The organism is Streptomyces sp. NPDC006743, from assembly GCF_040703815.1.
GTDB lineage: Bacteria > Actinomycetota > Actinomycetes > Streptomycetales > Streptomycetaceae > Streptomyces.
The window spans coordinates 1-25,283 of sequence record NZ_JBEYJA010000074.1 but is presented as its reverse complement, the minus strand read 5'-3'; the positions used below and the strand labels follow the sequence as shown (position 1 = coordinate 25,283).

Annotated in this window: 17 protein-coding genes; 6 read left to right on the top strand and 11 right to left on the bottom strand. The window is 73.2% G+C overall.

What is annotated here, in order from left to right:
• Positions 1–190: 190 nt before the first annotated feature.
• From ABZ719_RS34480 to ABZ719_RS34455, 6 genes are all read right to left on the bottom strand, one after another.
• Complete coding sequence (locus ABZ719_RS34480) at positions 191–1,195, bottom strand: RICIN domain-containing protein (protein WP_366729105.1); 1,005 nt, start codon at positions 1,193–1,195, stop codon at positions 191–193.
• A 523-nt stretch (positions 1,196–1,718) separates the two neighbouring features.
• Positions 1,719–4,079, bottom strand: a complete 2,361-nt coding sequence (locus tag ABZ719_RS34475; RefSeq protein ID WP_366729104.1) for a hypothetical protein — start codon at positions 4,077–4,079, stop codon at positions 1,719–1,721.
• A gap of 263 nt (positions 4,080–4,342) precedes the next feature.
• Positions 4,343–5,065 (bottom strand): DUF6333 family protein, encoded by a 723-nt coding sequence (locus tag ABZ719_RS34470; RefSeq protein WP_366729103.1) that lies wholly within the window; start codon positions 5,063–5,065, stop codon positions 4,343–4,345.
• 275 nt (positions 5,066–5,340) lie between these two features.
• Entirely contained in the window at positions 5,341–8,172 is a 2,832-nt protein-coding gene (locus tag ABZ719_RS34465; protein ID WP_366729102.1) for an N-acetylmuramoyl-L-alanine amidase, read from the bottom strand.
• A 189-nt stretch (positions 8,173–8,361) separates the two neighbouring features.
• The gene (locus tag ABZ719_RS34460) at positions 8,362–8,997 is read right to left on the bottom strand and encodes a hypothetical protein (RefSeq protein ID WP_366729101.1); all 636 of its coding nucleotides are present in this window, start codon (positions 8,995–8,997) and stop codon (positions 8,362–8,364) included.
• A gap of 97 nt (positions 8,998–9,094) precedes the next feature.
• Complete coding sequence (locus ABZ719_RS34455) at positions 9,095–10,039, bottom strand: NADP-dependent oxidoreductase (protein ID WP_366729100.1); 945 nt, start codon at positions 10,037–10,039, stop codon at positions 9,095–9,097.
• 383 nt (positions 10,040–10,422) lie between these two features.
• Here ABZ719_RS34455 and ABZ719_RS34450 point away from each other — a divergent pair, with 383 nt between their 5' ends.
• Entirely contained in the window at positions 10,423–10,851 is a 429-nt protein-coding gene (locus tag ABZ719_RS34450) for an organic hydroperoxide resistance protein (RefSeq protein ID WP_366729099.1), read from the top strand.
• A 261-nt stretch (positions 10,852–11,112) separates the two neighbouring features.
• On the opposite strand, the gene ABZ719_RS34445 is transcribed toward ABZ719_RS34450, so the two are convergent.
• Positions 11,113–12,033: an SGNH/GDSL hydrolase family protein gene (locus tag ABZ719_RS34445; RefSeq protein ID WP_366729098.1), complete on the bottom strand. Its 921-nt coding sequence runs from the start codon at positions 12,031–12,033 to the stop codon at positions 11,113–11,115.
• Between the two features lie 361 nt (positions 12,034–12,394).
• Here ABZ719_RS34445 and ABZ719_RS34440 point away from each other — a divergent pair, with 361 nt between their 5' ends.
• From ABZ719_RS34440 to ABZ719_RS34425, 4 genes are all read left to right on the top strand, one after another.
• On the top strand, positions 12,395–13,243 hold the full coding sequence (locus tag ABZ719_RS34440) for an alpha/beta hydrolase (RefSeq protein WP_366729097.1): 849 nt from the start codon (positions 12,395–12,397) through the stop codon (positions 13,241–13,243).
• A gap of 168 nt (positions 13,244–13,411) precedes the next feature.
• On the top strand, positions 13,412–13,858 hold the full coding sequence (locus ABZ719_RS34435; protein WP_366729107.1) for a VOC family protein: 447 nt from the start codon (positions 13,412–13,414) through the stop codon (positions 13,856–13,858).
• A 131-nt stretch (positions 13,859–13,989) separates the two neighbouring features.
• Positions 13,990–15,432 (top strand): NAD(P)/FAD-dependent oxidoreductase, encoded by a 1,443-nt coding sequence (locus ABZ719_RS34430; protein ID WP_366729096.1) that lies wholly within the window; start codon positions 13,990–13,992, stop codon positions 15,430–15,432.
• Between the two features lie 93 nt (positions 15,433–15,525).
• Positions 15,526–16,560, top strand: coding sequence for a hypothetical protein (locus tag ABZ719_RS34425; RefSeq protein ID WP_366729095.1), 1,035 nt, complete (start codon positions 15,526–15,528; stop codon positions 16,558–16,560).
• Here the strand turns inward: ABZ719_RS34425 and ABZ719_RS34420 are convergent.
• From ABZ719_RS34420 to cseB, 4 genes are all read right to left on the bottom strand, one after another.
• The gene (locus ABZ719_RS34420) at positions 16,546–17,403 is read right to left on the bottom strand and encodes an endonuclease/exonuclease/phosphatase family protein (RefSeq protein WP_366729106.1); all 858 of its coding nucleotides are present in this window, start codon (positions 17,401–17,403) and stop codon (positions 16,546–16,548) included. The genes ABZ719_RS34425 and ABZ719_RS34420 overlap by 15 nt on opposite strands.
• Before the next feature lie 179 nt (positions 17,404–17,582).
• Positions 17,583–18,629, bottom strand: coding sequence for a serine hydrolase (locus ABZ719_RS34415; protein WP_366729094.1), 1,047 nt, complete (start codon positions 18,627–18,629; stop codon positions 17,583–17,585).
• Between the two features lie 300 nt (positions 18,630–18,929).
• Positions 18,930–20,189, bottom strand: a complete 1,260-nt coding sequence (locus ABZ719_RS34410) for a HAMP domain-containing sensor histidine kinase (RefSeq protein ID WP_366729093.1) — start codon at positions 20,187–20,189, stop codon at positions 18,930–18,932.
• Position 20,190: 1 nt separating this feature from the next.
• Complete coding sequence (cseB, locus tag ABZ719_RS34405) at positions 20,191–20,928, bottom strand: two-component system response regulator CseB (RefSeq protein WP_366729092.1); 738 nt, start codon at positions 20,926–20,928, stop codon at positions 20,191–20,193.
• Between the two features lie 351 nt (positions 20,929–21,279).
• Here cseB and ABZ719_RS34400 point away from each other — a divergent pair.
• The coding region (locus ABZ719_RS34400) for a glycoside hydrolase family 3 C-terminal domain-containing protein (RefSeq protein ID WP_366729091.1) at positions 21,280–25,283 on the top strand (4,004 nt) is incomplete at its 3' end.

Genomic DNA, 25,283 nt, shown 5'->3' with positions numbered 1-25,283 from the left:
TCCAGCAAGACCACCCCTGACACAACACCAGCCGACTACACTCCAGACGACGCCTCTGACCAGGCCAGATAGCGAAACGCTGCTGGAGTACTAGCCGCGACCGCCGCCGACGACGGAGATCGCCGGCGGCGCAAACCCCCGGCGGCGGACACCCGCCGCCGGGGGAAGGCGTCCGGGGCGGCACCCGCCGTCAGGCGCTGGACCACTTCTGGTTGGGGGTACCGGCGCAGCTCCACAGCTGGAGGCGGCTGCCGTCGGCGGTCTGGTTGTCCCGGATGTCCACGCACTTGCCGGCGAGTTCGCTGACCAGGTCGTGCCGGACGTTCAGCCGGAACTGCTGGGCGGGGCCGCCGTTGCAGTTCGCGAGCTGGACCGTCGTACCGTCGGAGGTCCGCGCCCCGGCGGCGTCCATGCACAGGCCCATCGCCCGCACCGTCCCGTCCGGGGCGAAGGTCCACTTCTGCGAGGCCGCGTACGAGCAGTCCCGGATCTCCAGCGGCGAACCGTCCTTGCCCCGGCCGCCGACCACGTCGATGCAGCGGCCGGCGGCCGCGTGACTGCGGACGCGCACGCCCGACGCGGCCCCGGAGCCGCTTCCCGGCCCGGTGCCCGCACCACCGGCAGGGGAGGCGGCGGCCGCACCGGACGGGCCGGACCCGGTCGCCGCACCGGCGGGCGCCTGGCCGGCGCCGGCGCCCTGCTCCGCCGTGCCGGTGCCGTCCGCCCCAGGCGACGCGTCCTTCCTCACCGTCCCCGGCGAGGCGGACGCCGTGCCCTTGGACGGCCCGCCGGGAGCCGCGGATCCGGAGGTGCTCACCTCCGGGTCCGGCAGGAGGTCCTCGACGTCCGGGCGGTTGCCCGAGCCGTACACCGTGCCCCGCGCCGAACGCGCGGAGGCGTCACCGTCCGACCCGCTCAGACCGACCACCGCACCGGTGACCAGGACCACACCGGCGACGGCGGCGCCGATCAGCAGCACCCGGCGCCTGCCACCGGCCGGCGAACGCGGCAACGCCCCCCGGCTCGTGCCCGCCGTACCCGGCGTCGCCCCGGACCCGGTCGCGCCCGCCCCGCCGTGTTCGCGCGGCGCGCCGCCGGTGCCGTCCCGGCCGGCCCCCGCCGCCCCGGTGCCGCCGAAGGAGGCGGTGCCCCGGGCCGCGGACCCCAGGGACGAGAACTGCGCCAGCCGGGGCACGGTGACCCGCTCTCCTCCCTGACCCGGCTCCGTGCCCTCGCGCTCCGGGGCACCGGCGCCGTCCCCGGCGGGCGGCACGCCACCGCCCCCGGGCCCGCTCCCGAACCTGTCCGCGAGGGCGCCCTTGCGGCGCCTGGGAAGGCCGCCGCCACTGCCCGGCCGCGCCGTCCGCAGGTCCGCCCCGGACCCGGAGGGCGGGCCGGAGGTACGGCTCGACGCGGGATCCGGTGCCGGCGCGTTGGGCGGCGCGGCCACGGGGACGCCCCGGGGGACCTCACGGTCCGGAGGGGGCGACGGGTGCGGGGACTTCATGGGTGTCCTTTCGGGGCGCGGGCGGCCACCGCACCGGCACCGGTTCGGCGCCGCACGAGTCGTCTGGCCAGGAGCGGGGAGACGATCCCGCGCCGCCGGGTGGGGTGGCAGACGGCCGGACAAGGACCCCGCACACCGGTAACGGAAACGGCAGCCGCCCAGGTTCACCTGAGCGGCTGCCGTGCCGGTCACCGGGGGAGCCGGGCCGGTCTCACCCGGCGCTGCTCCTGCGGCGGCGCATCCACCACACCAGCGCCGCGCCCGCCACGGCGAGGGCCGCGGCGACGCCGGCGATCAGCCCGACGGGGGTGTCGGAGCCGGTGTGGGCCAGGCCGCCGTCCGGTGTGTGGTCCGCGGGCGGGGTGCCGGTGCCGCCGCCCGGTGTGCGGGTGGGGTGCGGGGCCGGGGCCGGGGCGCCACCGCTGTGCGTGGGGGACGGGGCCGGCTCGTGGGTGGGCGTCGGCGTCGGGGACGGGGCGGGCGGGGGGACGTTCTCGTCGGTGGTGCCGCCCAGGTAGACCTCGTCGCTGTCCCGGTAGGTCACCTCGGCCTGCTGCGACGTCCTGGTGGTGGCGTCCAGGCCGGGGTGCCGGGTGGTGAACTCGGTGCGGCTCATGTTGCGGCGGGGCGCCTTGGAGAAGTCGACACCGCCCACCGACAGGATCCACACCTTGCCGTCATAGGTGCGTTCGAACTTGTAGTCACCGTGCTGGAACGAGTACAGGTACTTGTCGTAGACGGTCTTCTTGTCCCAGTTCCTGTTCTCGCCCCGCAGCGGCCACCGCTTCACGTCGTTGCTGTCGATGATCCCGTGGTAGTCGGTGGGGGAGACCGCGTCCTGGCGGCGGACGTACTCGGCGGCGACCCGGGAGGAGTACACGCGGCGCAGGTCGGCATAGGCGGCGTCCTCGTTGACGCGCCGCTCCAGCTCGGGCTGGATCATCGACCTGACGAGCGCCTCGGCCCGCTTCGTCTCCGCCTCGCCGACGTGGCACGCGCTGGGAGGCACGTCCGGGCCGGTGGGCACCTCCATGTTGACCTTGAGCGGGGCGTCCAGGATGTAGATACCGCCGTCCTGCTCGCGCACCTGCGCGGTCTTCGGGGTGATCCACTGCCGGATGATCGGCAGGCACGGCTGGCCGCTCGCCGTGCGCGGCAGTGCCTGCCAGAAGCGTTCGCCCCGCTGGGACTTGTCCGGGTTCATCGCGTCGGCGTAGTCGTGCTTGAGGGTGAGGTCCGCCTCCAGCAGCACCCGGCCGGCGTCGGTCCTGGCGAAGTCCTTGTCCAGGATCAGGTCCGGGCGCACCGGGTTGAGGTTGACCCAGAACTTGTCCGGGGTCAGCGCCAGCCACGTGAAGAACGAGTCGGAGGCGAGCGTGAGCTTGGCCTCGCCGCCCCAGCCGGGCTTGTTGTCGGGGTCGGCCGCGTAGCCTGCCTTCAGGGAGTAGCGCAGCCCCTGGCCCTTGACGGGCTTGCCGACGAAGTTCATCTCCAGGGTGGAGAAGTCGATACCGCCGGGGCCCCGGCCGAAGTAGCCGCCGCTGTTGCTCTGCCGGTAGCCGCGCTGGATGCTGTACGCCTCCTGCGGGGTCCTGCCCGAGCGCAGCGCCTGGTCGAACAGCGGCCCGCGCATGCCGGACTTGAGCGGGTCGGCGTTGAAGCGCTTGTCGTACCTGGTGTAGACGGTCGGCTTGCCGGCCCGCTCGATGGCGTTCGAGCGGCGCTCGTAGACGCCCGCCTGGGTACGGTTGGTGCCGCGCTGCCTCTTCAGGTCGTCGTCGAACTGCTTGATGGCGTCCTTCGTGGACTTCTCGGTGCGCGCGCCGGTCAGGTACCGGTACGTCGACTTCGGCCGCTCCTTGGCGAGTTGCCGGTCGGCGTCGATCTGGTCCTTCCTGACCTCTCCGTTCGACTTCATCTCCACGTTGTGGTCACGCGGCCGGTTGCGGGCGTCGACCACGCGGTAGCGCTTCTCCCCGGTCTCCGGGTCGCTGTACTCCAGGACGTCCTGGCACCACCAGTCCGGGCCGACCATGTTGTACTTCTTGACCATCCGGGCCTCGAAGGCGTCGCCCCGGGCCGGGTTGCCGTGGGCCCCGACGTAGCGCACGTCCAGGAACCGCTGGAAGTCCTTGTAGCCCGTCGACGCGTTGTACTGCTTGTTGTATCGGGCGTAGATCTCCATGGCCCGGTCGCCCGGGTCGCCGCTCTTCTCGTACTTGCGCTGCCAGGCACGGTAGTTGGTGCCCGCCTTCTTGCGCTGGGCCTCCGTCGGCGCGGGCAGGCCGTCGTACGCCTTGGCCGGGTTGTCGTAGGTGTAGTTCTCGTCGTTCGGCCAGGCCTCGTACGGCAGCGTGTCGGGCGGCCCCGAGTTCGGCGGCGTGGTCGGGTAGGCGCGGCCGAGCCACTTCTCGTCGCACCGCTGCGTCTTCACGTTGGGCCGCTTCGCCGCGTACGCCGCGCCTTCGAAGCCCGGCAGACCGCCGCAGGTGACGGCGGTCGCGGCCGCGACGGCGAGCGTGGCGCGCAGCCAGGTGCGGGGCACGTGAGGTGCCCCGGCTGTCCGGTTCATGTGGTGTCTCCCCCTGGGAACCCCCGTGCTCTTCAGGAGAGTTGGTGGTGCGCGGCGCGTGAGGGGGCTCCGGTTCCGTGGTCTGAACACGCCGCTGGAGGCCTCACTGTAGGGGTGCCGGGCCGGTGCCGCCCGGCGGCCTGCCGAGCATGTTCCCGTCAATACGACATTTTCCCCGGACCATCACGGGAACCTCACGACCACGGTCTCCGGTGCGGATCCTGCCGGGCCGCGCGAGCCCGGCAGGATCCGAACGAGAGGCTCTAGGACAGGTCCTGGAGCCAGGTCTCCTCCATGTCGCCGGTGGCCTCCTCGGTGTGCCGGACCCGGAAGACGGACGCCGCGAGGCCGCGCCGGTCGAGCGGGGCGACGCGGGCGAGCGCCAGCCGCGCCAGGCCGGACCAGTCCAGGGTGCCGGGCTCGTCGGCGGGGTCGACGCCCCGCTCGGCCAGGCGCGCGGGGTCGATCCCGAAGGCCGTGACGACCTCGGCCGGGTCTCCGAGGACGGTCCAGTCCGCCTCGCCGCCCCAGCCCGCCGCGAAGACGTTCACGCCGCTGGGGTGGACGAACTTCCACGCCTCGTAAGGGGAGTTGTGGTCGACGACCACGGAGGCGACGACGACCGCGCCGGGCAGGCGCCGGGCGAGCGCGTCCGCCTGCTCGTCCACGGGGAACGTGCCGGCGATGTTCGCGAGCGCCGCGTCGCGGATCTCGGTCACGCCTCCCCAGCAGCCGACCCGGACGAGATCGAGGTCGCTGCGCGTCCCCAGTGGGATCGCGTCGGTGGCCGGGACGGTGCCGAGATCGCCGAGGACGGCGTCGACCGTGCCGAACGCGGCGGCGAACTCACGGGCGCGCACCGGGTCATGGGCGGCGAGCGGCCCCTCGGGTCCGGGGTGGGGGGAGTGGACGACGGTCAGACGGAACTCCCCGTGCCGCGCCACCGGTTCGTCCGGAGCACTGTCCCAGAAGCTGTTGTCGGTCATGGGGCCACCGTAGTGGCCGGGTCCGCCCCCCGGCCGGTCGCCCGCCTCCCGTCCCGTCGTCCGCGCCCGGCCGGTCGTCCGCGTCCCGGCCGCCGGAGCCGTGACCGGGACACCGAGCGGCGTGGCCGGGCAGCCGGGGGAGCGGCCGGGCCGCGGGACGACATGCGTCCGCCCGCGGCGCCACGGCACGCCCCGGAGTACGGGACGGCCGCGGCGCCGCGGGCGGACGGTCCGACGTGTCGCCGCGCCGCGTTCAGCCGGCGCGGCGGCGGACGTCAGAGGATGGTGTTGTAGGTGTTCCAGCCGCCGCCCACGCTGGACTTGGTGGCGAACGGCGCGGTGGAGCTGGCCTGGCCCTTGTAGAACCAGAGCCCGCCCGAGCTGTCGCGGGCGACGAGGTCGGGCCTGCCGTCCTTGTCCAGGTCACCCGGCCCGACCAGCACGTTGTACGTGTTCCAGCCGGGGCCGACGCGGGTCTTGGTGGCGTAGGGGGCGGCGGCGTTGCCGGTGCCCTGGTAGAGCCACAGCACGCCCGAGCCGTCCCGGGCGATCAGGTCGGCCTTGCCGTCACCGGTCACGTCACCGACGGCGGTCAGGTTGTTGTACGTGTTCCAGCCGGGTCCGATCCGGGTCCGCGCGGCGAACGGCGCGGAGGTGCCGGTGCCCTGGTACAGCCACAGCACGCCCGAGCTGTCGCGGCCGATCAGGTCCGGCTTCCCGTCACCGGTGAGGTCACCGGCGCCGGTCAGGTTGTTGTAGGTGTTCCAGCCCGAACCGACCTTGGTGCGCGCCAGGAAGGGCGCCGACGGCTTGCCGCTGCCCTTGTAGTACCAGAGCACACCGCTCTTGTCGCGGGCGACCATGTCACCGGTGCCGTCCGCGCGCAGCGCCGTCAGCGGCGTCATCATGTCGTACGTGTCCCAGCCGCCGCCCACGCGGTAGCGCAGCAGGAACGGCCCGGAGGCGCTGCCGCTGCCCTGGTACTGCCACAGCACACCCGAGGCGTCGCGGCCGAGGATGTTGTTGCGGTCGGTGGCCGGGTCCGGCGCCGTCCCCTTGACCAGGTCCACGTCCTCGGCGCGCACCCAGGCGAGCCGGTGGTTGTAGCGGATCGGGTAGAAGGTGTTGCTGCCCACGACCATCACGCGCGACCCGGTGCCGGAGCCGTCGATCAGACCGCTGTTGTAGTACGAGCCCTTCACGGCCGCGCCGGCCAGCACGTACTCCTGGCCCGCCGGGATGCTGTACTTGGTCAGCGAGGCGCTGTTCTGGTTCTGGGCCGAGACGCCGGTGCCGGCGTAGTCCGTGTCCTTCGGGTACGTGCGCCCGTACACGGGGACCGACGTGCTGCCCGCCTTCGGCACGACCGTGTCCGGCGTGCCGACCGCGGTGGCGAACTGGCCGCCCTGGTTGTAGAACCAGGCCTTCTGGCCGCCGTACCAGATCGCGGTCCAGTCCCGCTGCGCCTCCGCGACGACGTACTCGCCGCCGGCCACCACCTTGTTGGCCCAGTTCGGGGCCTCGGTGGCGGTCTGGCTGCCCAGGTACGGGTCGGACAGGGCCGGCGAGCTGGTGGACGGCTGGGTGTACAGGTAGCCGAAGTTCGCGGGCTGCTTGTCGACGGCCGAGCCGCCGTAGGTGAGCGCCGGCTGGTTCGCCGTGGTGAACGGCGGCACGACCCGGATCACCTGGCCGGCCTTGTACAGGCCGCCCGCACCGCTCGCGCCGGTCGGGGCGCCCAGCAGCTGCATGTAGTGGTTCCAGTCCCAGAACGGGCCCGGGTCCCAGTGCTGCGACTTCACATTGGTGTCCAGGACGCCCGGCACCTCGTCGTGACCGATGATGTGCTCACGGTCCAGCGGGATGCCGTACTTGGCGGCCAGGTACTTCACGAGGGTCGCGGAGGACTCGTACTCCGGCTCGGTGTACCAGCTGCCCTTCTTGATCGCGTAGCCCTCGTGCTCGACCCCGATCGAGTGCATGTTGACACTCTTGTTGCCAGCGTGCCACGCCTCGTTCTTGTTCTCGACGACCTGGGTGACCTGGCCGTCCGAGGCACGGACGATGTAGTTGGTGCTGGCGTAGGACGCCGGGTTCTGGAAGACGTTCAGCGAGGCGTCGTAGCTGCCCTCGGTGTCGTGGATGACGATGGAGTTGATCTCACCGCCGGCCACGGGCCGGTTGGCGATGTTGTAGTTGCCCCAGTCGTCCGGGCCGCTGTTCTGCTGGTACGCGGCCGGCTTGAAGTCACACTTCAGGGTCGACGGGCAGTCCGCGGTCGCCGCGGCGGTGACGGTGGCGACCGTCGCCTTGGCGAGCTTGAGGTCCGCCTGCTGCGCGGGCCGCACCGCCGGATCGGCCGCGAGCGTCACGTACTCGCCGTCCGCGGTGACGCGCTGCTCACCGGTGCGGATCGAGTCGTAGACGCGGTTCGCGAAGAGCTGCGCGCCCTTGGTGTCGGTCGCCTGGCTGGCCCGGGCCACGGCCGGGTACCAGGCACCCGGGTCCTTCGGCAGCGAACCGGCCGCGTCCTTCTGGTACTCGGCGAGCAGGGCGGCACCCGCCCGGATGCTCTGCCGGGCGTCGCCGCGCACCTGCTGCGCCGGGACGCCGATGAGTCCGGCCGCCTCGTCCAGCGTGTGCAGCCGGGGGTCGCTCGTGTCGACGGCCCGCTTGCCCGCGCCCTTGAGCGCCTTCGTCGCGTCGAAGTGCTTCTCCACGGCCGGGTCGCCGCTGCGGTTCATGCGGTCGAGCTGCCGCGCGCGCGACGCGGCGTCGTCCTCAAGGCTGCCGGGATCGACGTCCGTGAGCCCCATGACGTTGTACGCGCCGGTGGTGCTCGGCAGCCCGTCGTGGTCCTCCCAGAGCGTCTGCCGGTACGAGACCGCCATCAGGACGCTCAGCGGGACGTCGAACTCCTTCGCCGCCTTCTCGAACTCGGCCTGCAGCCGGGCGCCGGGACGGGCGGCCCGGGAGCCGTCCGTGCCGGTGAGCCCGGGGGAGGCCACGGCCAGTGTGCCGGCCGTGGCGGCCACGGCGACGGCCGAGGCCGCGGCGTAGACGAGCAGTCTCTTCTTCTTGCGGCCTCTGCGATGGTCCGCGCTCAAATTCCACCCCTGGTCTGTGCTGGATGTGCAACGTGAGGTCGTTGCAGTTCACCCTTCAACGGGGTGGACGGTACCAACGCCGTCCCCGTCCCGGGCACGGGGGCGGCGTCCACGCGGCGTGCGGGGGCGCAATCGCCCGATAAGCCCTTGACGTGCCGTCAGCCTCCCGGGGTCCCGCGGGCAGGAGGATCAGGACAGACCCACCAGCCCCCAGCCGCGGCGGGCGGTCTCCCGGACCACCTCGGCCCATTCGCGCAGGAGGCCGGTGAACTCCTCGAAGGTGTCCGGACGCCCCGCCCAGCCCGTGCACTCGGCGGTGAACGGCCCGCGCAGCTCCTCCAGGCGGGGCTCCACCCGTTCCCAGGCCAGGGCCTTGCCGGGCGCGGCCGCCGGCGGGCAGACGAGAAGCACGCGGGAGCGCCGGGCCGGCCCGGGTCCGGCGGTGGCCGGGAAGAGCCCTCCCGCGTCCGCCGTCACGGCGTCGGCGGCCGGGGCCGCGTCCCAGATCAGACCGTCGAGGAAGGTGTCCATCGCCCCGCGCAAGGACGCGTCGGCGAGCACCCGCATGTCGGCCCACCCGTCTCCCGCGCGGCTGTGCGGCCGGTAGGAACCGGTGGTGCCGAAGAATCGGTACTCGGCGCACCACGGCCGCTCCGTGTCCGGAGGCCACAGCCAGCCGCCGGGCAGACCGTACCGCGCCGCCTCTTCCTCGAACGGTACGTCCGGCGGCCAGACCGCATCCTCCAGCGCGCCGGTCCGGTGCTCGGCGGGAAAGGCGCGCAGCCGTTCCCAGTCCGCTGCGAACACGGTCAGATCCAGGCCCATGGCGGCACAGCTTAGGAGGACCCTTCCGGCAGCCGGACATCGGCGCCGCACGCCCGTCCGGCCCCGGTGCGCCCTCTTCAGCCGCGGGCCGGGGCGGTCAGAACTCCAGCACCAGCCGGCCGCGGATCCCGCCGCGCTCCAGGAGACGATGGGCGGCGACGGCTTCCTCGGCGGGCAGGATGCGGGCCACCCGCAGCGTGAGCCGGCCCTGTTCGACCTGGATCCGCAACCGCTCCAGCCGCTCCACGTCGCCGAGGTACGCGGTGAGCACCGCCGTGCGGTTGCGGATGGCGCGCAGCCGCAGTTCCTCGGTGGATCCCACTCCCACGGTGCTGGAGAGCGTGCCGCCCTCCCGTACGGCCAGGGAGGCGCTCGCTCCGGCGCCGACCGTGTCCACGAGCCCGTCCACGCCGCTGGGCACCGCCCGCAGGATGTTCCGGCCGATGTCGCCCGCGCGCGGCACCACCCTGTGCGCGCCCAGCGAGCGCACGAGTTCCTCGTCGTCCGGTGAGGCGACGGCGACGACCGTGAGCCCGTCCGCCCGGGCCAGCTGGACCGCGTAGCCGCCCACGGCCCCGGCGCTGCCGGTGACCGCGACCGTCCGGCCCGGCGCGAGACCGGCCAGGTCCAGGGCGAGCCGGGCGGTGAGCCCGTTCATCGGCAGGGTCGCCGCCTCGGCGTGACTGGTGCCCGCGGGAGCGAGGGCGACCTGCCGCGCGGGCAGCGCGACGTACTGGGCGCAGGCACCGCCGGTCGCGCTGGTGGGCACGGCCACCGCCATCACCCGGTCCCCGACGCGCAGACCGGTACGTGTTCCCGGACCGATCTCGTCGACGACCCCGGCGGCCTCCGCGCCGAGCACGTAGGGCGGCCGGAGGGCACAGGCGCCGGTGAAGCCGCCGCGCAGGAACCGGTCGCCGGGGTTGACGGTCGCGGCGTGCACCCTGACCCGCACCTGTCCCGGGCCCGCGTGCGGCTCGGGGGCGTCGAAGACGTCGATGACCTCGGGGCCGCCGAAGCAGGTGACACCTACAGCTTTCATGTTTCTCTCCAAGGGACGGGCCGTGCCGGAACGCGGGGGTGACAGCCGCTGCGGTGCACGCCGTCGAGCCCGTACGTCCCCGGTGAGCCGGGTGGTCCCGGGCCCTGACGTCCTCGATTGTGCCGTGACCGACCGGCACACGTCCTCAGTCGATCGACGGTGAATGTGTGTTTCTCCGCTGAACCTCGAGTTCCGGTTGTGCGGCGCACCCACCGACTCCCCGTCACCCGCCTTCGTCACTGGCTTGACGGGTGACGGAAGCTCCTGCCATGATTGAGTCACCGCCTGAACGGGTGACACCGAAGTCGAAGGGTCACCGGGGAAGGAGGCCCGACCAGCACACCCAACGCACCACTCGTGAACCACGTACAGGGAGAACCGTCATGGCCGTCACCTACACCGCCCGCGTCGACGTCACCGGCGAAGGCCGCAACGGCGGCACCGCCCGCTCCGCCGACGGCCTGCTGGAGCACACGCTGGCCATCCCGAAGGAACTCGGCGGCGCCGGCGACGCCACCAACCCCGAACAGCTCTTCGCCGCCGGCTGGGCCGCCTGCTTCCTCGGCGCCCTGCGCCGCGCCGCCGCCATCCGCCACGTCAGGCTCACCAGCACCGCCATCACCGCCGAGGTCACCCTCACCCACGGCGACGACGGCGAGTTCACCCTCTCCGCCGTCCTCAGCCCCGTCCTCGGCGGCGTCGACCAGCACACCGCACAGGAACTCGCCGACGCCGCCCACCAGATCTGCCCCTACTCCAAGGCCACCCGCGGCAACATCCCCGTCACCATCACCGCCACCGCCGCCGCCTGACGCGTCCCGGAAAAACCGCGGCGCCCGCGTGAACCCGCGACCCACCACCGTGCGTTTACCAGATGAAGGCTCCTGCCCCTCCGATCCGGGGAGGCAGGGCGCGGGAGGTCTCCACGGTTCCCCCGACCGGGGAGAGCACCCGCACGGCTCCCGTCTGCTCTGAGCCGTGGGGGCGGGCAGACGGGACGGGGGCCCGGCGCGGTGCCGGGCCCCCTGCCCCTCACGACGGTACGGCGGGCGCACCGCAGTGCGACGCGACCGTCACCTGTGCCACCAGTGGCGGGCCAGCACCCGTCCGACGGCACCCGCCATCGCACGTTCGCCCGCCGCGTTCGGGTGCACCGGAGCGGCCGGCGTCTCCGGCGCGAACGTCTCGATCCAGCGCTCACCGGTGGGCCGGCACAGATCATGGCCGACGGTCGGGGCGTACGTGTTCACGTACTCCGCGCCGCCGCGCCGCGCCTGCCGGGCCAGCATGCCGTTCAACTCCTTCTCCTTGTCCCGGAGATAGGAGAAGTCGCCGGCGGCGAGCGGGACCTTGGCGCTGGTGCAGCCGACACCGTCGTCCGGGAAGAGGTCGGGGTAACCGACGACCACGACCCGGGCGTGCGGGGCCCGGCGGTGGATGCCGCGCAGCACGTCCGCGATCTTCGGCGCGGTCCGGGCGACGGCGTCCGAGACCTGGTCGGTGCCCTGGCCGGTGAGGTACGACCGGCACGGGGCGCCCGCGGGGTCGGAGGCCGACAGCTTCGCGCACGTGCCCAGCACGGTCGAGAAGCCGATGTCGTTGCCGCCGACGGTGAGGGTGACCAGGTCGGTCCCCCGGTCGAGGGCGTCGAACTGCGGGGGCACCGAGCCCTGCGGGGCGGTCATGTCCGCGGTGGTCGCACCCGAGCACGTGACGTCCGTCAGCACCGCCCGCGAGGAACGCGCCACCAGGGAGGCGTAGTTCTGGTCGGAGCGCAGACACGTGCTGTCGACCTGGGCCGGCACGAGCGGCGCGGAGGCGTACGAGTCGCCGAGGGCCACGTAGTCGACGCGGTGCCGGGCCTCGTGCCGGGCGCCGTCGGAGGCACTGGCCGACGCGGTGCCGGCCGACGCCAGGGCCGAGACGGCGGCGAGCAGGGCGGCACCCGCCGTCAGGGAGCGCCGCCCGGCGGAAGCGGTAAGGAGTCTCCTCAAGATCTGTCCTTTCGTGATCGACGATCACTACTTCACACGGAACGGAGCCCCGGAAAGTGCCGGTGGCCCAGGTAACGAATTGGTCGCCGTGCCGCCGGCGGGACGGGCGGACGTCTGCGCACCTGAGAGTCGAATGGCTTAGGTGTGCGGCCGCCGCCCGGGTGGACGGGCGGGTGTACGTAGCCGTGTCCGACCGTCATGTGACGGATGCGGCGGTCCCGGACGTGGCCCCACAGTGAGGGAACACCGAGCCTCTCGTGCGGGTCACCGGCCAGAAGGTTCGCCCCGGTGGCGGACTCGAGAAGCGTTCTTCATCAGCACAGTCAGCACAGTTCGACATTCATCTGAAAGGTGATCACTCGTGATCAGCATCAAGGGTCTGCGCGGTCGGCGGTTCGTGACGGGTGTCGCGGCCATGGTCACGGCGGGTGTCGCGGTCGGTACGTTCGCGGTCACCGCCAACGGCGCGCCCGAGCGGACCGACGCCGGCCGGCAGCCCAAGCCGACCGTCGTCCTGGAACACGGCGCCTTCGCCGACGCCTCCAGCTGGAACGGTGTGATCGGCAAGCTCCGCGCCGACGGCTATCCCGTCGTCGCCGCCGCCAACCCCCTGCGCGGCCCCAGCACCGACGCCGCCTCGCTGCGCAGCCTCCTCGACCACATCAAGGGCCCCAAGATCCTCGTCGGCCACTCCTACGGCGGCTCCGTCATCAGCCAGGCCGCCGCCGGCGACCGCGACGTCAAGGCCCTCGTCTACGTCGCCGCCTTCCTGCCCGCTCCCGGCGAGAGCGCCCTGGAACTCACCAACAAGTACCCCGGCTCCACCCTCCCCGACGCCCTGGACCCGGTTCCGTTCAAGAACACCGACGGCACCACCGGCACCGACCTCTACATCCAGCAGGACAAGTTCCGCCACCAGTTCGCGGCCGACGTCCCCCGCGACCAGGCCGCCCTCGCCGCCGCCACCCAGCGTCCCATCGCGCAGGCCGCCCTGGAGGAGAAGGCCACCACCGCCGCCTGGAAGACCATCCCCAGCTGGGACATCATCACCACCGAGGACCTCAACATCCCGCCCGCCGCACAGCGGTTCATGGCCGAGCGGGCCCACGCCCACACCACCACCGTCGCCGCCTCCCACTCGGTCGCGGTCTCCCACCCGCACCTCGTCGCGGGCGTGATCGAGAAGGCGGCCCGCGCCACCACCCGCTGACGAGCCTCCCGGCACCCGCCGGCTGGTCAGCCGCGGCCGGCCGGCCAGCCGGCCGGACCGACCAGCCGGCTCCAGCGATCGCCTGCTTCAAGCGACCACCTGCTTCAAGCAAGACCTGCCTCAAGCAAACACATGCCTCAGACAACGCAACGAAGAGAGAACACCACCATGGACATGAAGCTGGAAGTCGTCGTCCTGCCCGTGTCGGACGTCGACCGCGCCAAGCAGTTCTACACGGAGCGGATGGGCTTCCGGCTCGACGCGGACTTCCCCGTCCAGGACGGCTACCGGGTCGTCCAGGTCACCCCGCCGGGCTCCGGCTGCTCGGTCATCTTCGGTGACGGCCTCAGCCAGGCGCAGCCGGGCACCCTGCACGGCCTGCACCTCGTCGTCACCGACATCGAGGCGGCCCGCAAGGAGCTGGCGGGACGCGGCGTCGAGGTCAGCGAGCCGTTCCAGGACGTCACCGGCATCTTCCACCACCCCGGCGACGCCGACCGCGTGCCCGGACTGCACCCCGAGCGGGCCAGCTACGGTTCGTTCGCCTCGTTCGAGGACCCGGACGGCAACCAGTGGTTCCTCCAGGAGGTCACCGAGCGCGCCCCCGGCCGCTGACCCCGCCACCCAGCCCCCGAGGGGGCGGCCCGCCTCCCTGGCCGCCCCCTCGGGCCGTCCCGCCCCAGGGCCCGCCCTCGCCGTGCGGTTCCCCAACCCCGTACACCCGGCAACACACCACCGGAGAACCAGTGACGACCGAGAACACCCGCACCTACGACGTCGTCGTGATCGGCGCCGGACCGGTCGGCGAGAACGTCGCCGACCGCACCACCGCCGCAGGCCTGAGCACCGTCATCGTGGAGAGCGAACTCGTCGGCGGCGAGTGCTCGTACTGGGCCTGCGAACCCAGCAAGGCCCTGCTGCGCCCCGCCCTGCTGCGCGCCGACGCGGCGAAGGTCCCGGGCCTGAACCCGGCCGTCGCGGGCCCGTTGGACACCACGGCCGTCCTCGCGCACCGCGACCGCATGTCCGGCGACTGGAACGACGAGGGCCAGGTCGACTGGCTCAAGGGCGCCGGTATCGAGCTGGTCCGCGGCCACGGCCGGCTGGACGGGCCCCGGCAGGTGACCGTGCACACCCCCGACGGGGAGGTGCTGCACCTGCGCGCCGTGCACGCGGTGGCCGTCTGCACCGGCACCCGCGCCGCCTTCCCGCCGCTGCCCGGCCTGGACGCGCTGCGCCCCTGGGGCAGCCGCGAGGCCACCAGCTCCCCGCGCGTCCCGGACCGGCTCGCCATCGTCGGCGCGGGCGTCGTCGCCGTCGAGATGGCCACCGCCTACCAGGCCCTCGGATCCCAGGTCACCCTGATCGCACGCGAGGCGGGACTGCTGACCCGCATGGAACCCTTCGCCGGCGAGATGGTCGCCGAGAGCCTGCGCGAGGCGGGCGCCGAGCTGCGGTTCTCCACCACCCTCACCTCCGCGACCCGCGCCGACGGCCCGGACGGCGAGGTCCGTCTCACCCTCTCCGACGGCAGCACGCTCGTCGCCGACGAACTGCTGCTCGCCACCGGCCGCGCGCCGCGCACCGAGGACATCGGCCTGGACACGGTCGGCCTGGCCCCCGGCGGGTGGATCACCACCGACGACTCGTTCACCGCCACCGGCGTCCCCGGCGACTGGCTCTACGCCGTGGGCGACGTCAACCGCCGCGCCCTGCTCACCCACCAGGGCAAGTACCAGGCCCGGATCGCCGGCGCCGTCATCGCGGCGCGGGCGCAGGGCGAACCCCTCGACACCGCGCGCTGGGGCCGCCACACCGCCACCGCCGACCTGGAAGCCGTACCGCAGGTGGTGTTCACCGAGCCGGAGATCGCCGCGGTGGGCCTGACCACCGAGGAGGCCGAACGCACCGGCCGCCGGGTCGACGTCGTCGACTACGACATCGGCCTGCTCGCCGGCGCCGTGCAGCACCGCCCGGACTACCGCGGCAGGGCCCGCGTCCTCATCGACCCCGAGCGCCGTACGGTCGTCGGCGCCACCTTCGCCGGACCGGGTGTGGGGGAACTGGTGCACTCCGCGACGATCGCCGTCACCAGCGAGGTCACGGTCGACCGGCTGTGGCACGCGGTCCCGCCGTTCCCGACCATCAGCGAGGTGTGGCTGCGGCTCCTCGAGACCTACCGGGGCTGACACACCCGCGGTGTCACACGTCGTCTGTATGGTCGGAGCGGTCGGCCGGCCCGAAGCCGGCCATACACACATGTGATACGCGGATGGAGAAACATGAACGGACTGAGGTACTGCGAGCGTGTCGACCTGGCCCTGGCGGCCGGGGATCCCGAGGCCGTGCTCGACGTGGCCGTGGCCGCCTGCGAGGCCAGCCGGGGCTTCCTCGGCATGGTCTGGGGGGAGGTCGTCGAGCAGCTCGCCGGGCGGCCCGCCGCGGTGCGGGAACCGCTGGTGGCGGCCATACCCGCCCGGCTCGGACCGGCCGACCGGGGTCTGCGGCACGCGCTGCTGTACCTCTCCCTCGTCCTCTCCCGCGACCTGCCCGAGACGCTGGTCGCCGAACGGCGCGAGGCGCTCGCCGGCACCGGGGAGCGCTGGCGGCCGCTGGGGGAGAGCGTGAGCTTCGCCGAGGCCGAACTCGACGCGGGCCGCCCGCTGCCGCCCGCCGTCGTCGCCGCCTTCCGGCGGGGGGCGCAGGACAAGTACTCCGGGCTCGGGGAACTGGCCGCCCGGATGACCGAGCCCGTGCTCGACGTCGGCGAGCAGTGGGCCGAGACCGCCATGGCCGACGTCCTGGCGCTGCGTCCCGTCTGGCGGGACCTGCTCGCCCACGCGGCCACGGCCAGGACGGCCAGGCCCACGGCGACATGGGAGAAGAAGGGCGGCGCGCTCCTCGACGAGGCAGGCCCCGAGGCCTTCCGGACCCGCGCCCTGTCCTGGCTGGCCCTGGCCGGCCGCCCGCGCACCCTGACCCTGCGCCAGGACTTCCACGAGGCGCCGGTCAACGAGCTGTTCGACCCGTTCAACGCCAACGCCCTGCGCGGCATCGCCTGGCTCCTCGCCCGCACCGAACCGTGCGAGGAGACGGCCGCCGCGCTGGGCGCCCTGGTCGACACCGCGCTGCGCGTGGTGCCCCACCACGGCCCGCGCAGCCCCAAGGTGGCGGGCGGCGCCGTGTACGCGCTCGCCCGCCTCGCCGGACCGGACGCCGCCGAGGAACTGCGGCGCCTGGCCCGGCGCACCGTCTACAGGAGCACCCTGCGGCAGATAAAGGCCGCGCTGGAGGGGAGGGCGTCACAACCGCAGTGACGCCGCCACCGGCAGATGGTCGCTGCCGGTGGCCGGCAGGGACCAGGCCGACCGGGGAGTGACGCCGCGGACCAGTATCTGGTCGATGCGGGCCACCGGGAACGCGGCCGGCCAGCTGAAGCCGAACCCGGCCCCCGCCTCGGCCTGCGCCGACCGCAGCCCGGAGGTGACGGGCGCCAGCGCCCGGTCGTCGGTGGTGCCGTTGAAGTCACCCACCACGACGACACGTGACAGCGGTTCGGCGCGCAGCGCACCGGCCAGCCGCAGCGCCGACGCGTCGCGGGCACCGGTAGCGAAACCCGAGGCCGGGGTGAGGCGCACCGACAGCAGATGGGCCACGAACACGGCGACCGGCCCCTTCGGGGTGCGCACGGTGGCCCGCAGCGCGCGCGGCCACGGCGCGATGTCGACCGGGCCGCCGTCGGTGAGCGGATATCGGCTCCACAGCCCGACCGTGCCGCGCACCACCGCGTACCGGTAGCGGGCCGCCAGGACCTCGCGGTACGTCGTGGTCGCCTCGCCCAGTTCCTCCAGCGCCACCATGTCGGCGCCCGAGGCGGCCAGGGCCCGGGCGGTGCCCGCCGGATCCCGGTTGTGCTCGTCGACGTTGTGCGTCACGACGGTCAGGTCGCCGCCGGCGGCCCCCCTGTCGACCAGACACCCGCCGAACAGCGAGCACCACACGGCGGCGGCCACCGCGGCGGCCACCACCGCGGTCGCCGACCGGCGCAGCAGCGCGCACAGCAGCAGCACCGGCACGACGAGCGCGGTCCAGGGCAGGAAACTCTCGACGAGGCTGCCGAGGTGTCCGGGCCGGTCCGGCACCAGGCCGTGGCCCGCCATCAGCAGGACGGCAGGCAGGGCGGCGGCCGAGGCGATCCGGCCCCGGCGCCACCTGCGGGAGACCTCCGCGGAACCCGGGGCGTCCGGCCCGCCCGGGTCCTGGGAGGCACCGGAAGCGTCCGTGGTGTCCGCTGCGCACGGCGACCGCGACGCGCTCACCGGGACCGTCACGGCGCGTCTCACCGCTTTCCCGGGGCGTTGACCGACACCCAGGCGCGTACGCCCTCGACCAGCGAACGGCTCGTCTCCACGGCGGCCTCCAGGCCCTGCTGCGGGCTGGAGCCGGCCCGCTGGTGCAGGACCACGCCCAGCACCACCCGTTCGTGTCCGTCCCGGTCGGGCGCCTTCGCCGCCCACATCAGGTTCCCGCCCGCCGGGGTGCTGGAGCCCGTCTTCAGGCCGATCACGCCGTTCTCGCCGAGCAGTGAGTTGGTGTTCCGGATCTCGCCGGGGATCCCGGGCACGGTCGTGGACGGCATGGCGACGACCGACCGGAACGCCGGGTCCTTCATGACCTGCCGGGCCAGCCTCAACTGGTCGGCGGCCGTACTCGCGTTGGCCGGTCCGATACCACTGGCGTCGACGTACGCCGTGCTCCGCATGCCCAGCTCCCGGGCGGCCCGGTTCATCTTCGCGACGAACGCCTCCTCGGTCCCCGCGTCCCAGCGGGCCAGCAGCCGGGCGATGTTGTTGCCGGAGGGGATCAGCATCAGCTCCAGCAGCTTGCGTTCGCTCAGCCGCCGCCCCGAGTCGACCCGCGCGGTCGACTCGGTCCCGGACACCGACTCGTCGGCGGCCTGCTGGTCGACCGTGATGTCCGGGCCGGGCCCGTGCTCGGCGAGCGGATGGCCGCGGAGCACGACGTAGGCGGTCATCACCTTGGTGACACTGGCGAGCGGTACTGCTTTCCGCCCGCCCCGCGAGCCGAGGTCGCCCCGGGTGCCGAACCCCTCGACGGACACACTCGCCTGACCCTCGGCGGGCCACGGCAGCGACGGCCGCACCCGGGCCGGTCCGGCCGCGGCGGTGTCCCGGATCCCCTCGCCCCCACGGCTGACGACAGCGAGCACCACCAGCGCGGCCAGCGCCGTGCACCCCGCCGCGCAGGCCGCGCCCAGACGACCTCGCGCCGGACGCCGCAGCCGGGACGGCAGTTCCGGTCCGGCGGAAGGGAGCGCCGCGTCCGGGCGTACGTCGGGCTCGCCGGAAGGGGGGACCGGGCACATGGGAACGCACCTCCAAGGGGCCGTACGTGACGTTCACGCACGTCAGCCACCTTGCGGGGCGAGGTTCTCCAGCAGGGCGACGCCGTGTGTCCGCCGGCGCTCGCCCCTGTATCCGCTGTGTATCAACGCCCGCCCGCACCCGGCGCGCGGCGGGTCACGGAGGGCGGTGGGTCACGGAAGGTGGGCCGGGCGAGGTGCGCGGTTCAGGCGGAGACAGCAAGGCCGGCGAGGCCGACGCGCCAGTGGCGGGCGCCGGTGAGGCCGACGGGCCCGGGGCGGGCGCCAGTGGCGGGCGCCGGGTCAGGTGCGGGCGGCGGGCAGCCGCAGCGTGGCCAGGGCCCCGCCCCCGGGGGCGTCGGCGAAGTCCAGCGACGCCCCGATGACCTGCGCCTGCCCCAGCGCGATGGTCAGCCCGAGCCCGTGCCCCCGGCCGCGTTCGGCGGCCCCCGTGCGGAACCGCTGCGGCCCGTGCGCCAGCAGCTCCGCGGGGAATCCGTCCCCGTGGTCGCGGACCGTCACCGTGGTCCCCGCGACCCCGACCTCGACGGGCGCCCGGCCGTGCCGGTGCGCGTTGACGACCAGGTTGGCCACGATCCGGTCCAGGCGCCGCGGATCCGTCTCGACCGGTGCCACCTCGCTCGCCGTGAACCGCGCCGCCAGACCTGTCCGGGCCAGCGAGTCCGCCACCACCTCGGCCAGCGGCACCGGCCGCAGCTCGGCCCGCTCGGCCCCCGCGTCGAGCCGGGAGATCTCCAGCAACTCCTCGACCAGCGTCCGCAGCACCCCCACTCGGTCCCTGACCAGCTCGGTCGCCTCCCCGTCGGGCAGCAGCCCGCTCGCGGTGACCAGGCCCATCAGGGGCGTACGCAGCTCATGGGCGACGTCGGCGGTGAAGCGCTGCTCGGTCCGCAGCCGGTCACGCAGACTGTCCGCCATCGCGTCCACGGTGGCGGAGATCTCCGTGATCTCGTCACCCCGCCCGCGCCCGCCGCCCGTGGCAGCGGTGCGCGCCTCCAGGTCGCCGGCCGAGATCAGGCGCGCCGTCCGCGCGACCCGGCGCAGCCTGCGGTGCGGCAGCTCGGCGGCGAGCGCCGACAGCGGGACGACCACGGCCAGCGCGAGCAGCGAGTACTTCCACATGTGCCGGTCCAGCGCGTTGCGGGAGAGCAGGTCGAGGGTCATGTCGACGTTCACCGCGTAGGGCTGTCCCCGGTACTCCCGCGCCGCCCACATCCTGGGCCTGACCGGGTCGGGGTCGTACCAGGTGGCCAGCGGCTCGTCCGGCTGCCCGGCGCGCAGCCGCCGCAGCAGTTCGCCGGGCAGGGCGTCGGCGCCCACCGCGTCCTCGGCACCCGGGGCGCCGTCGCGTTCGTAGTGCTCCAGGGCGAGGGACAGCGCGTTCTGCGCCTTGACCGAGCCCTCGTTCAGCGACCGGTCGCGGGTGCTGCCGTGGACCAGGACCCCGATGGTCAGGGCGACCGCGCAGCAGGCCACCGCCACCAGCAGGGCGATCCGCCAGCGCAGCGAACGCCAGTTGAGGAGTGCGCGCACACCGTCCACGTCAGCTCCGTCGCAGCTTGTAGCCGAACCCGCGGACCGTCTCGATCCGTTCGGCGCCGATCTTCCTGCGCAGCCGCTGCACGCACAGGTCGACGACGCGGGTGTCCCCGTCCCAGCCGTAGTCCCACACGTTGCGCAGCAGTGTCTGCCGGTCGAGGACCACGCTGGGGCTGGCGGCGAACTCCAGCAGCAGCCGCAGCTCGGTGGGGGCCAGGGCGACCGGCTCCCCGGCCCGGAAGACGTCGAGACCGGCGGTGTCGAGGGTCAGGTCGCCGAAGACCAGCCGGGTGCCGTCCGCGGGAGCAGCCGCCGCCCCCGTAGCGTCCGCTCCCGCGGACGTGAACGCCGCGCGCCGCAGCAGCGACCGGATCCGCGCCACCAGCACGGAGGTGTCCACGGGCTTGACGACGTAGTCGTCGGCGCCCGCCTCCAGGCCGGAGACGACGTCCAGCGCGTCACCGCGCGCGGACATCATCAGGATCGGCGCCGTACTGGTCTCACGGACCCGGCGGCACAGCCCGATCCCGTCCAGGCCGGGCAGCATCACGTCCAGCAGCAGCAGGTCGTGGCCGCCCTCGCGGAACAGCTCCAGCCCGCTCAGGCCGTCCGCGGCCGGGGCCACCCGGTAGCCGTAGCGCTCCAGGGCGAGGGCGACGGACCGGCGGATCACGTCGTCGTCCTCGACGAGCAGGAGGGTGACGGGGGCCTCGGTGCCCCCGCCGACCGGTGCAACAGGCATGTTCTTCCCTCCGGACGTAGATGCGGCCCGCCCCCGGCACGGGTACGGGCCGTCCCATCATGCCGCGCGCCCGGACCTCACCGGGCCGCCGGTCCCGCCACGCGCGGTGACACCGGCCCGCGGCCCGTGCGCCGGCGCGTGGGCCCCGGCGGCGCGGCGTCTCCTCGTCGGGGCAGCACGACACAACGGAGCCCGGCCCCGCGAGGTTCACCCGATCGAGGTTTCCCGACCCACACGTGTCCGTAGCCGAAACCTTGTCGACATGTGACTCGGAAACGTGCTCCTGAAGTGGATCACATGTGACAGGGTGCACGGTGGCCGATCGGTCACCGCACATCCGGAGAGAGACACATGCAACGTCCAAGACGTCACCCAAGACGCCGCGGCAGACGCACCGGGGCGCTCGCCTCGGCCGTCGTCGCCCTCGCCCTGGCAGCACCCGGCGCCACGGCCGCCCCCCTCGCCCGGCCGGCCGTCACCGACGGCGCCGCACGGTCCGCCCCCCTCTACCAGGACACCAGCCGCTCCTTCCAGGAACGGGCGGCCGACCTCGTCTCCCGGATGACGCTGGACCAGAAGATCCGCCAGCTCATCACCAACGACGCGCCCGCCATCCCGAGCCTCGGCGTCCAGGGGTACACCTACTGGAACGAGGCCCTGCACGGCATCCAGGCCCTCGGCAACGGCAAGAACGTCGGCAGCGGCGGCTCCTGGCCGGTCAAGGCCACCGGCTTCCCCACCAGCCTCGCCACCTCCATGGCCTGGGACCCGGAACTCCAGTACCAGGAGGGCTCCGCCATCTCCGACGAGGCACGCGGCTTCCTGGACAAGTCGCTGTTCGGCACCGGCAAGAACAACCTCGGCTCCTCGGCCGACAACTACGGCTCCCTCACCTACTTCGCGCCGACCGTCAACAACGACCGCGACCCGCTGTGGGGCCGGCACGACGAGTCGTACGGCGAGGACCCCTACCTTCAGGCGAAGCTGGGCGGCCAGTTCGTCGACGGCTTCCAGGGCCAGAGGAGCGACGGCACCTCCCTCAACGGCTACCTGAAGGCCGCCGCCACCGCCAAGCACTACGCGCTCAACAACGTCGAGGACGGCCGCACCGGCATCAGCTCCGACGTCAACGACACGCAGCTGCGGGACTACTACACCAAGCAGTTCGCGAGCCTGATCGGCGAGGCGCACGTCGCCGGACTGATGACCTCCTACAACGCGATCAACGGCACCCCGGCGGTCGCCGACACGTACACCAACAACGAACTCGCCCAGCGCACCTACGGGTTCGGCGGCCTCACCACCTCCGACTGCGGCGGTGTCGGCACCACCTACAAGCTGCCCGGCGAGGGCCACGACTGGGCGCCCGCGCCCTTCACCACCAACGGCTCCCGCGGCAACCCGCTGTGGATCGACGGGAGGACCGGCGACGAGGTCCGGGCCCCCGCGGGCGGCCAGGCCATGGCCCTGCGGTCCGGCAACGACCTCAACTGCAGCGGCGAGGAGATGACCACCGCCAACGTCATGGAGGCCGTCCGCGCGGGCCTGCTCTCCGAGGGCGTCATCGACACCGCGCTGGTGAAGGTGTTCACCGTCCGGATGCGGACCGGTGAGTTCGACCCGCCGGACAGCGTGCCGTACACCTCCATCGACAAGTCCGTCATCCAGAGCGCCGGCCACAAGGCGCTGGCCGCCAAGGCCGCCGACGCCTCCATGGTGCTCCTCAAGAACAGCACCCTCGCGGCGACCGGCCGCCCGCTGCTGCCGCTGAAGGCCGCCGCCGTGAACAAGGTGGTCGTCCTCGGCAAGCTCGCCGACACGGTCAGCCTCGGCAGCTACGGCAACGCCCCCGACCAGCAGATCTCGATGCGGCAGGGCATCACCGACGCCCTCAAGGCCGCCAACCCGGCCGCGTCCGTCCTCTACGACGCGGCCGGCAGCAGCACCACCGGCACCGGCCCGGTGACGCTCAGCACCGCCACCCAGGCCGCCGTCAAGGCCGCCGACCTGGTCGTCGTCGTGGCCGGCACCGACCAGGACACCGCGTCCGAGGGCAAGGACCGCACGAGCCTCGCGCTGCCCGGCAACCAGAACGCCCTGATCGACCAGGTCGCCGCCCTCGGCAACCCGAACACCGTCCTGGACCTCCAGGCCGTCGGCGCGGTGGACATCGCCGCCCGCCAGTCCAAGGCCGCCGCCATCCTCTTCAGCAGCTACAACGGCCAAAGCCAGGGCACCGCGCTCGCCGACGTCCTCTTCGGCAAGCAGAACCCGCAGGGCCACCTGACGTTCACCTGGTACAAGGACGACTCCCAGCTCGCCGGGAAGAACGACTACGGTCTCACCCCGGCCCAGAGCGACGGCAAGGGCCAGACCTACCAGTACTTCACCGGCACCCCCACCTACCCCTTCGGCTACGGGCTCAGCTACACCGGCTTCGCCTACTCGGCGGCCCAGGTGGACAAGACCTCCCTCACCGCCGACGGCACGGTGAACGTCTCCTTCGACGTCACCAACACGGGCGACACCCCCGGAGCCACGGTCGCGCAGCTCTACGCCGCCAACTCCTTCACCGTCCCCGGGGTGACGATGCCCAGGCAGCGGCTCGTCGGCTTCCAGAACACCGGCGTCCTCGCCCCGGGCGAGAAGACCCACGTCACCCTGCCGGTCGCCGCGTCCGACCTCAGCGTCTGGAACCCCGCGACCTCCCGGCACACCGTGTACCCCGGCGCCTGGGCGCTGCGCGTCGCCTCCGACTCCGCGACCGTGCAGAGCACCGCCACGGTGAACATCACCGGCACCCTCACCCCGAAGGTGCGCACCGTCACCGTCCAGCCCGGCCAGGTCGTCTTCCACGCGGGCGACACCCTCGACCTGACCGGCAAGAACCCCTGGATCAAGGACGACACCGACCCCGCCAGGGAGCAGCGGGACACCTCGATCACCGCCGATCACATCGTCGAGGCGGTCAACAACGACCAGTCCTTCACGGACCTGTCCAAGGCGGCCGTCCAGTACTCCAGCAGCGACCCCACCGTGGCCACGGTCAGCTCCTCGGGGCTGCTCACCGCCGCGTCCGACGGCGTCGCCACCATCAGTGCCACCGTGGGCGGCGTCACCGGCTCCACGGTGATCGTGGTCAAGGACGCCCTCGCCCTCAAGACGGCCGCGCTGACCCAGCCCGGCCAGACGACGACGGCGACCACCACCCTGACCAACGGCACCGGCTCCGCGCTCACCGGCGTCACGGTGACCCTGCCGGCCCCCTCCGGCTGGACCGTGCAGGCGACCACACCGGCCACCTTCCCCAGCGTCGCCGCCGGCACTTCCGTGACGACGACCTGGCGCGTCACCGCTCCTTCGGGCGCCGCACCGGGCAACGTCCCGCTCACCGCGACCGCCACCCACACCGCCGGCACCTACTCGGCCGACGCCACCCTCCGGATCCCGTTCCCGAACCAGAAGGCCGCCTACACCAACGTCGGTGTCACCGACGACGGCGACCCCGGGCCGGGCAAGTACGACGGCGGCGGCTTCAGCTTCTCCGCCCAGGCCCTGGCCGCCGAGGGCCTCGCGCCCGGCAGACCCTTCACCCATGACGGACTGACCTACCAGTGGCCGGACGTCCCGGCGGGCGGCCCCGACGCCATCGACACCCGGGGCCAGGCGGTCGCCCTGTCCGGTTCGGGCAGCGAACTCGGCTTCGTCGGCAGCGGCACCAGCGGCCCGCTCCAGGGCGTCGGCACCATCGTCTACACCGACGGCACCACGCAGCAGTACGGTCTCAGCTTCTCCGACTGGTGGGACAGCACCAACGTCGCCCAGGGCAGCGACCTGCTCAGCAGCTTCCCCTACCTCAACGGCAGCGACGGCAGGCACGACCAGAAGGTCAACCTCTTCGCCACCACCGTGCCCCTGGCACCGGGCAAGACGGTCCAGGCCGTCATCCTGCCCACGTCGGACGACCCGAAGACCGGGGCGCCCCAGGGCCATGTGTTCGCCATGACCATCGGCGGGACCGCCCACACCCCGGCCCCCCAGCCGGACGGCCCGATCGGCCACATCACCGGTCTCGGCTCCAAGTGCGTCGGCCTGGCCGCGGGACCCGCCGCCGGAGTGCAGGTCGTCCTGCGTTCCTGCGACGACACCGCCTCCCAGCAGTGGGCCCTCGGTGCGGACAAGTCCCTGTGGAACCAGGGAAAGTGCATGACGACCGAGAACGGCGGCACCGGCAACGGCACCCGCGTGGTCCTGGACTACTGCGACGGTTCGAAGGAGCAGCAGTGGTCGGTGGACGCGGCGAACGGGTATCTGGTGAACGCGAAGTCGGGTTTCTGTCTGGAGGACGCGGACGG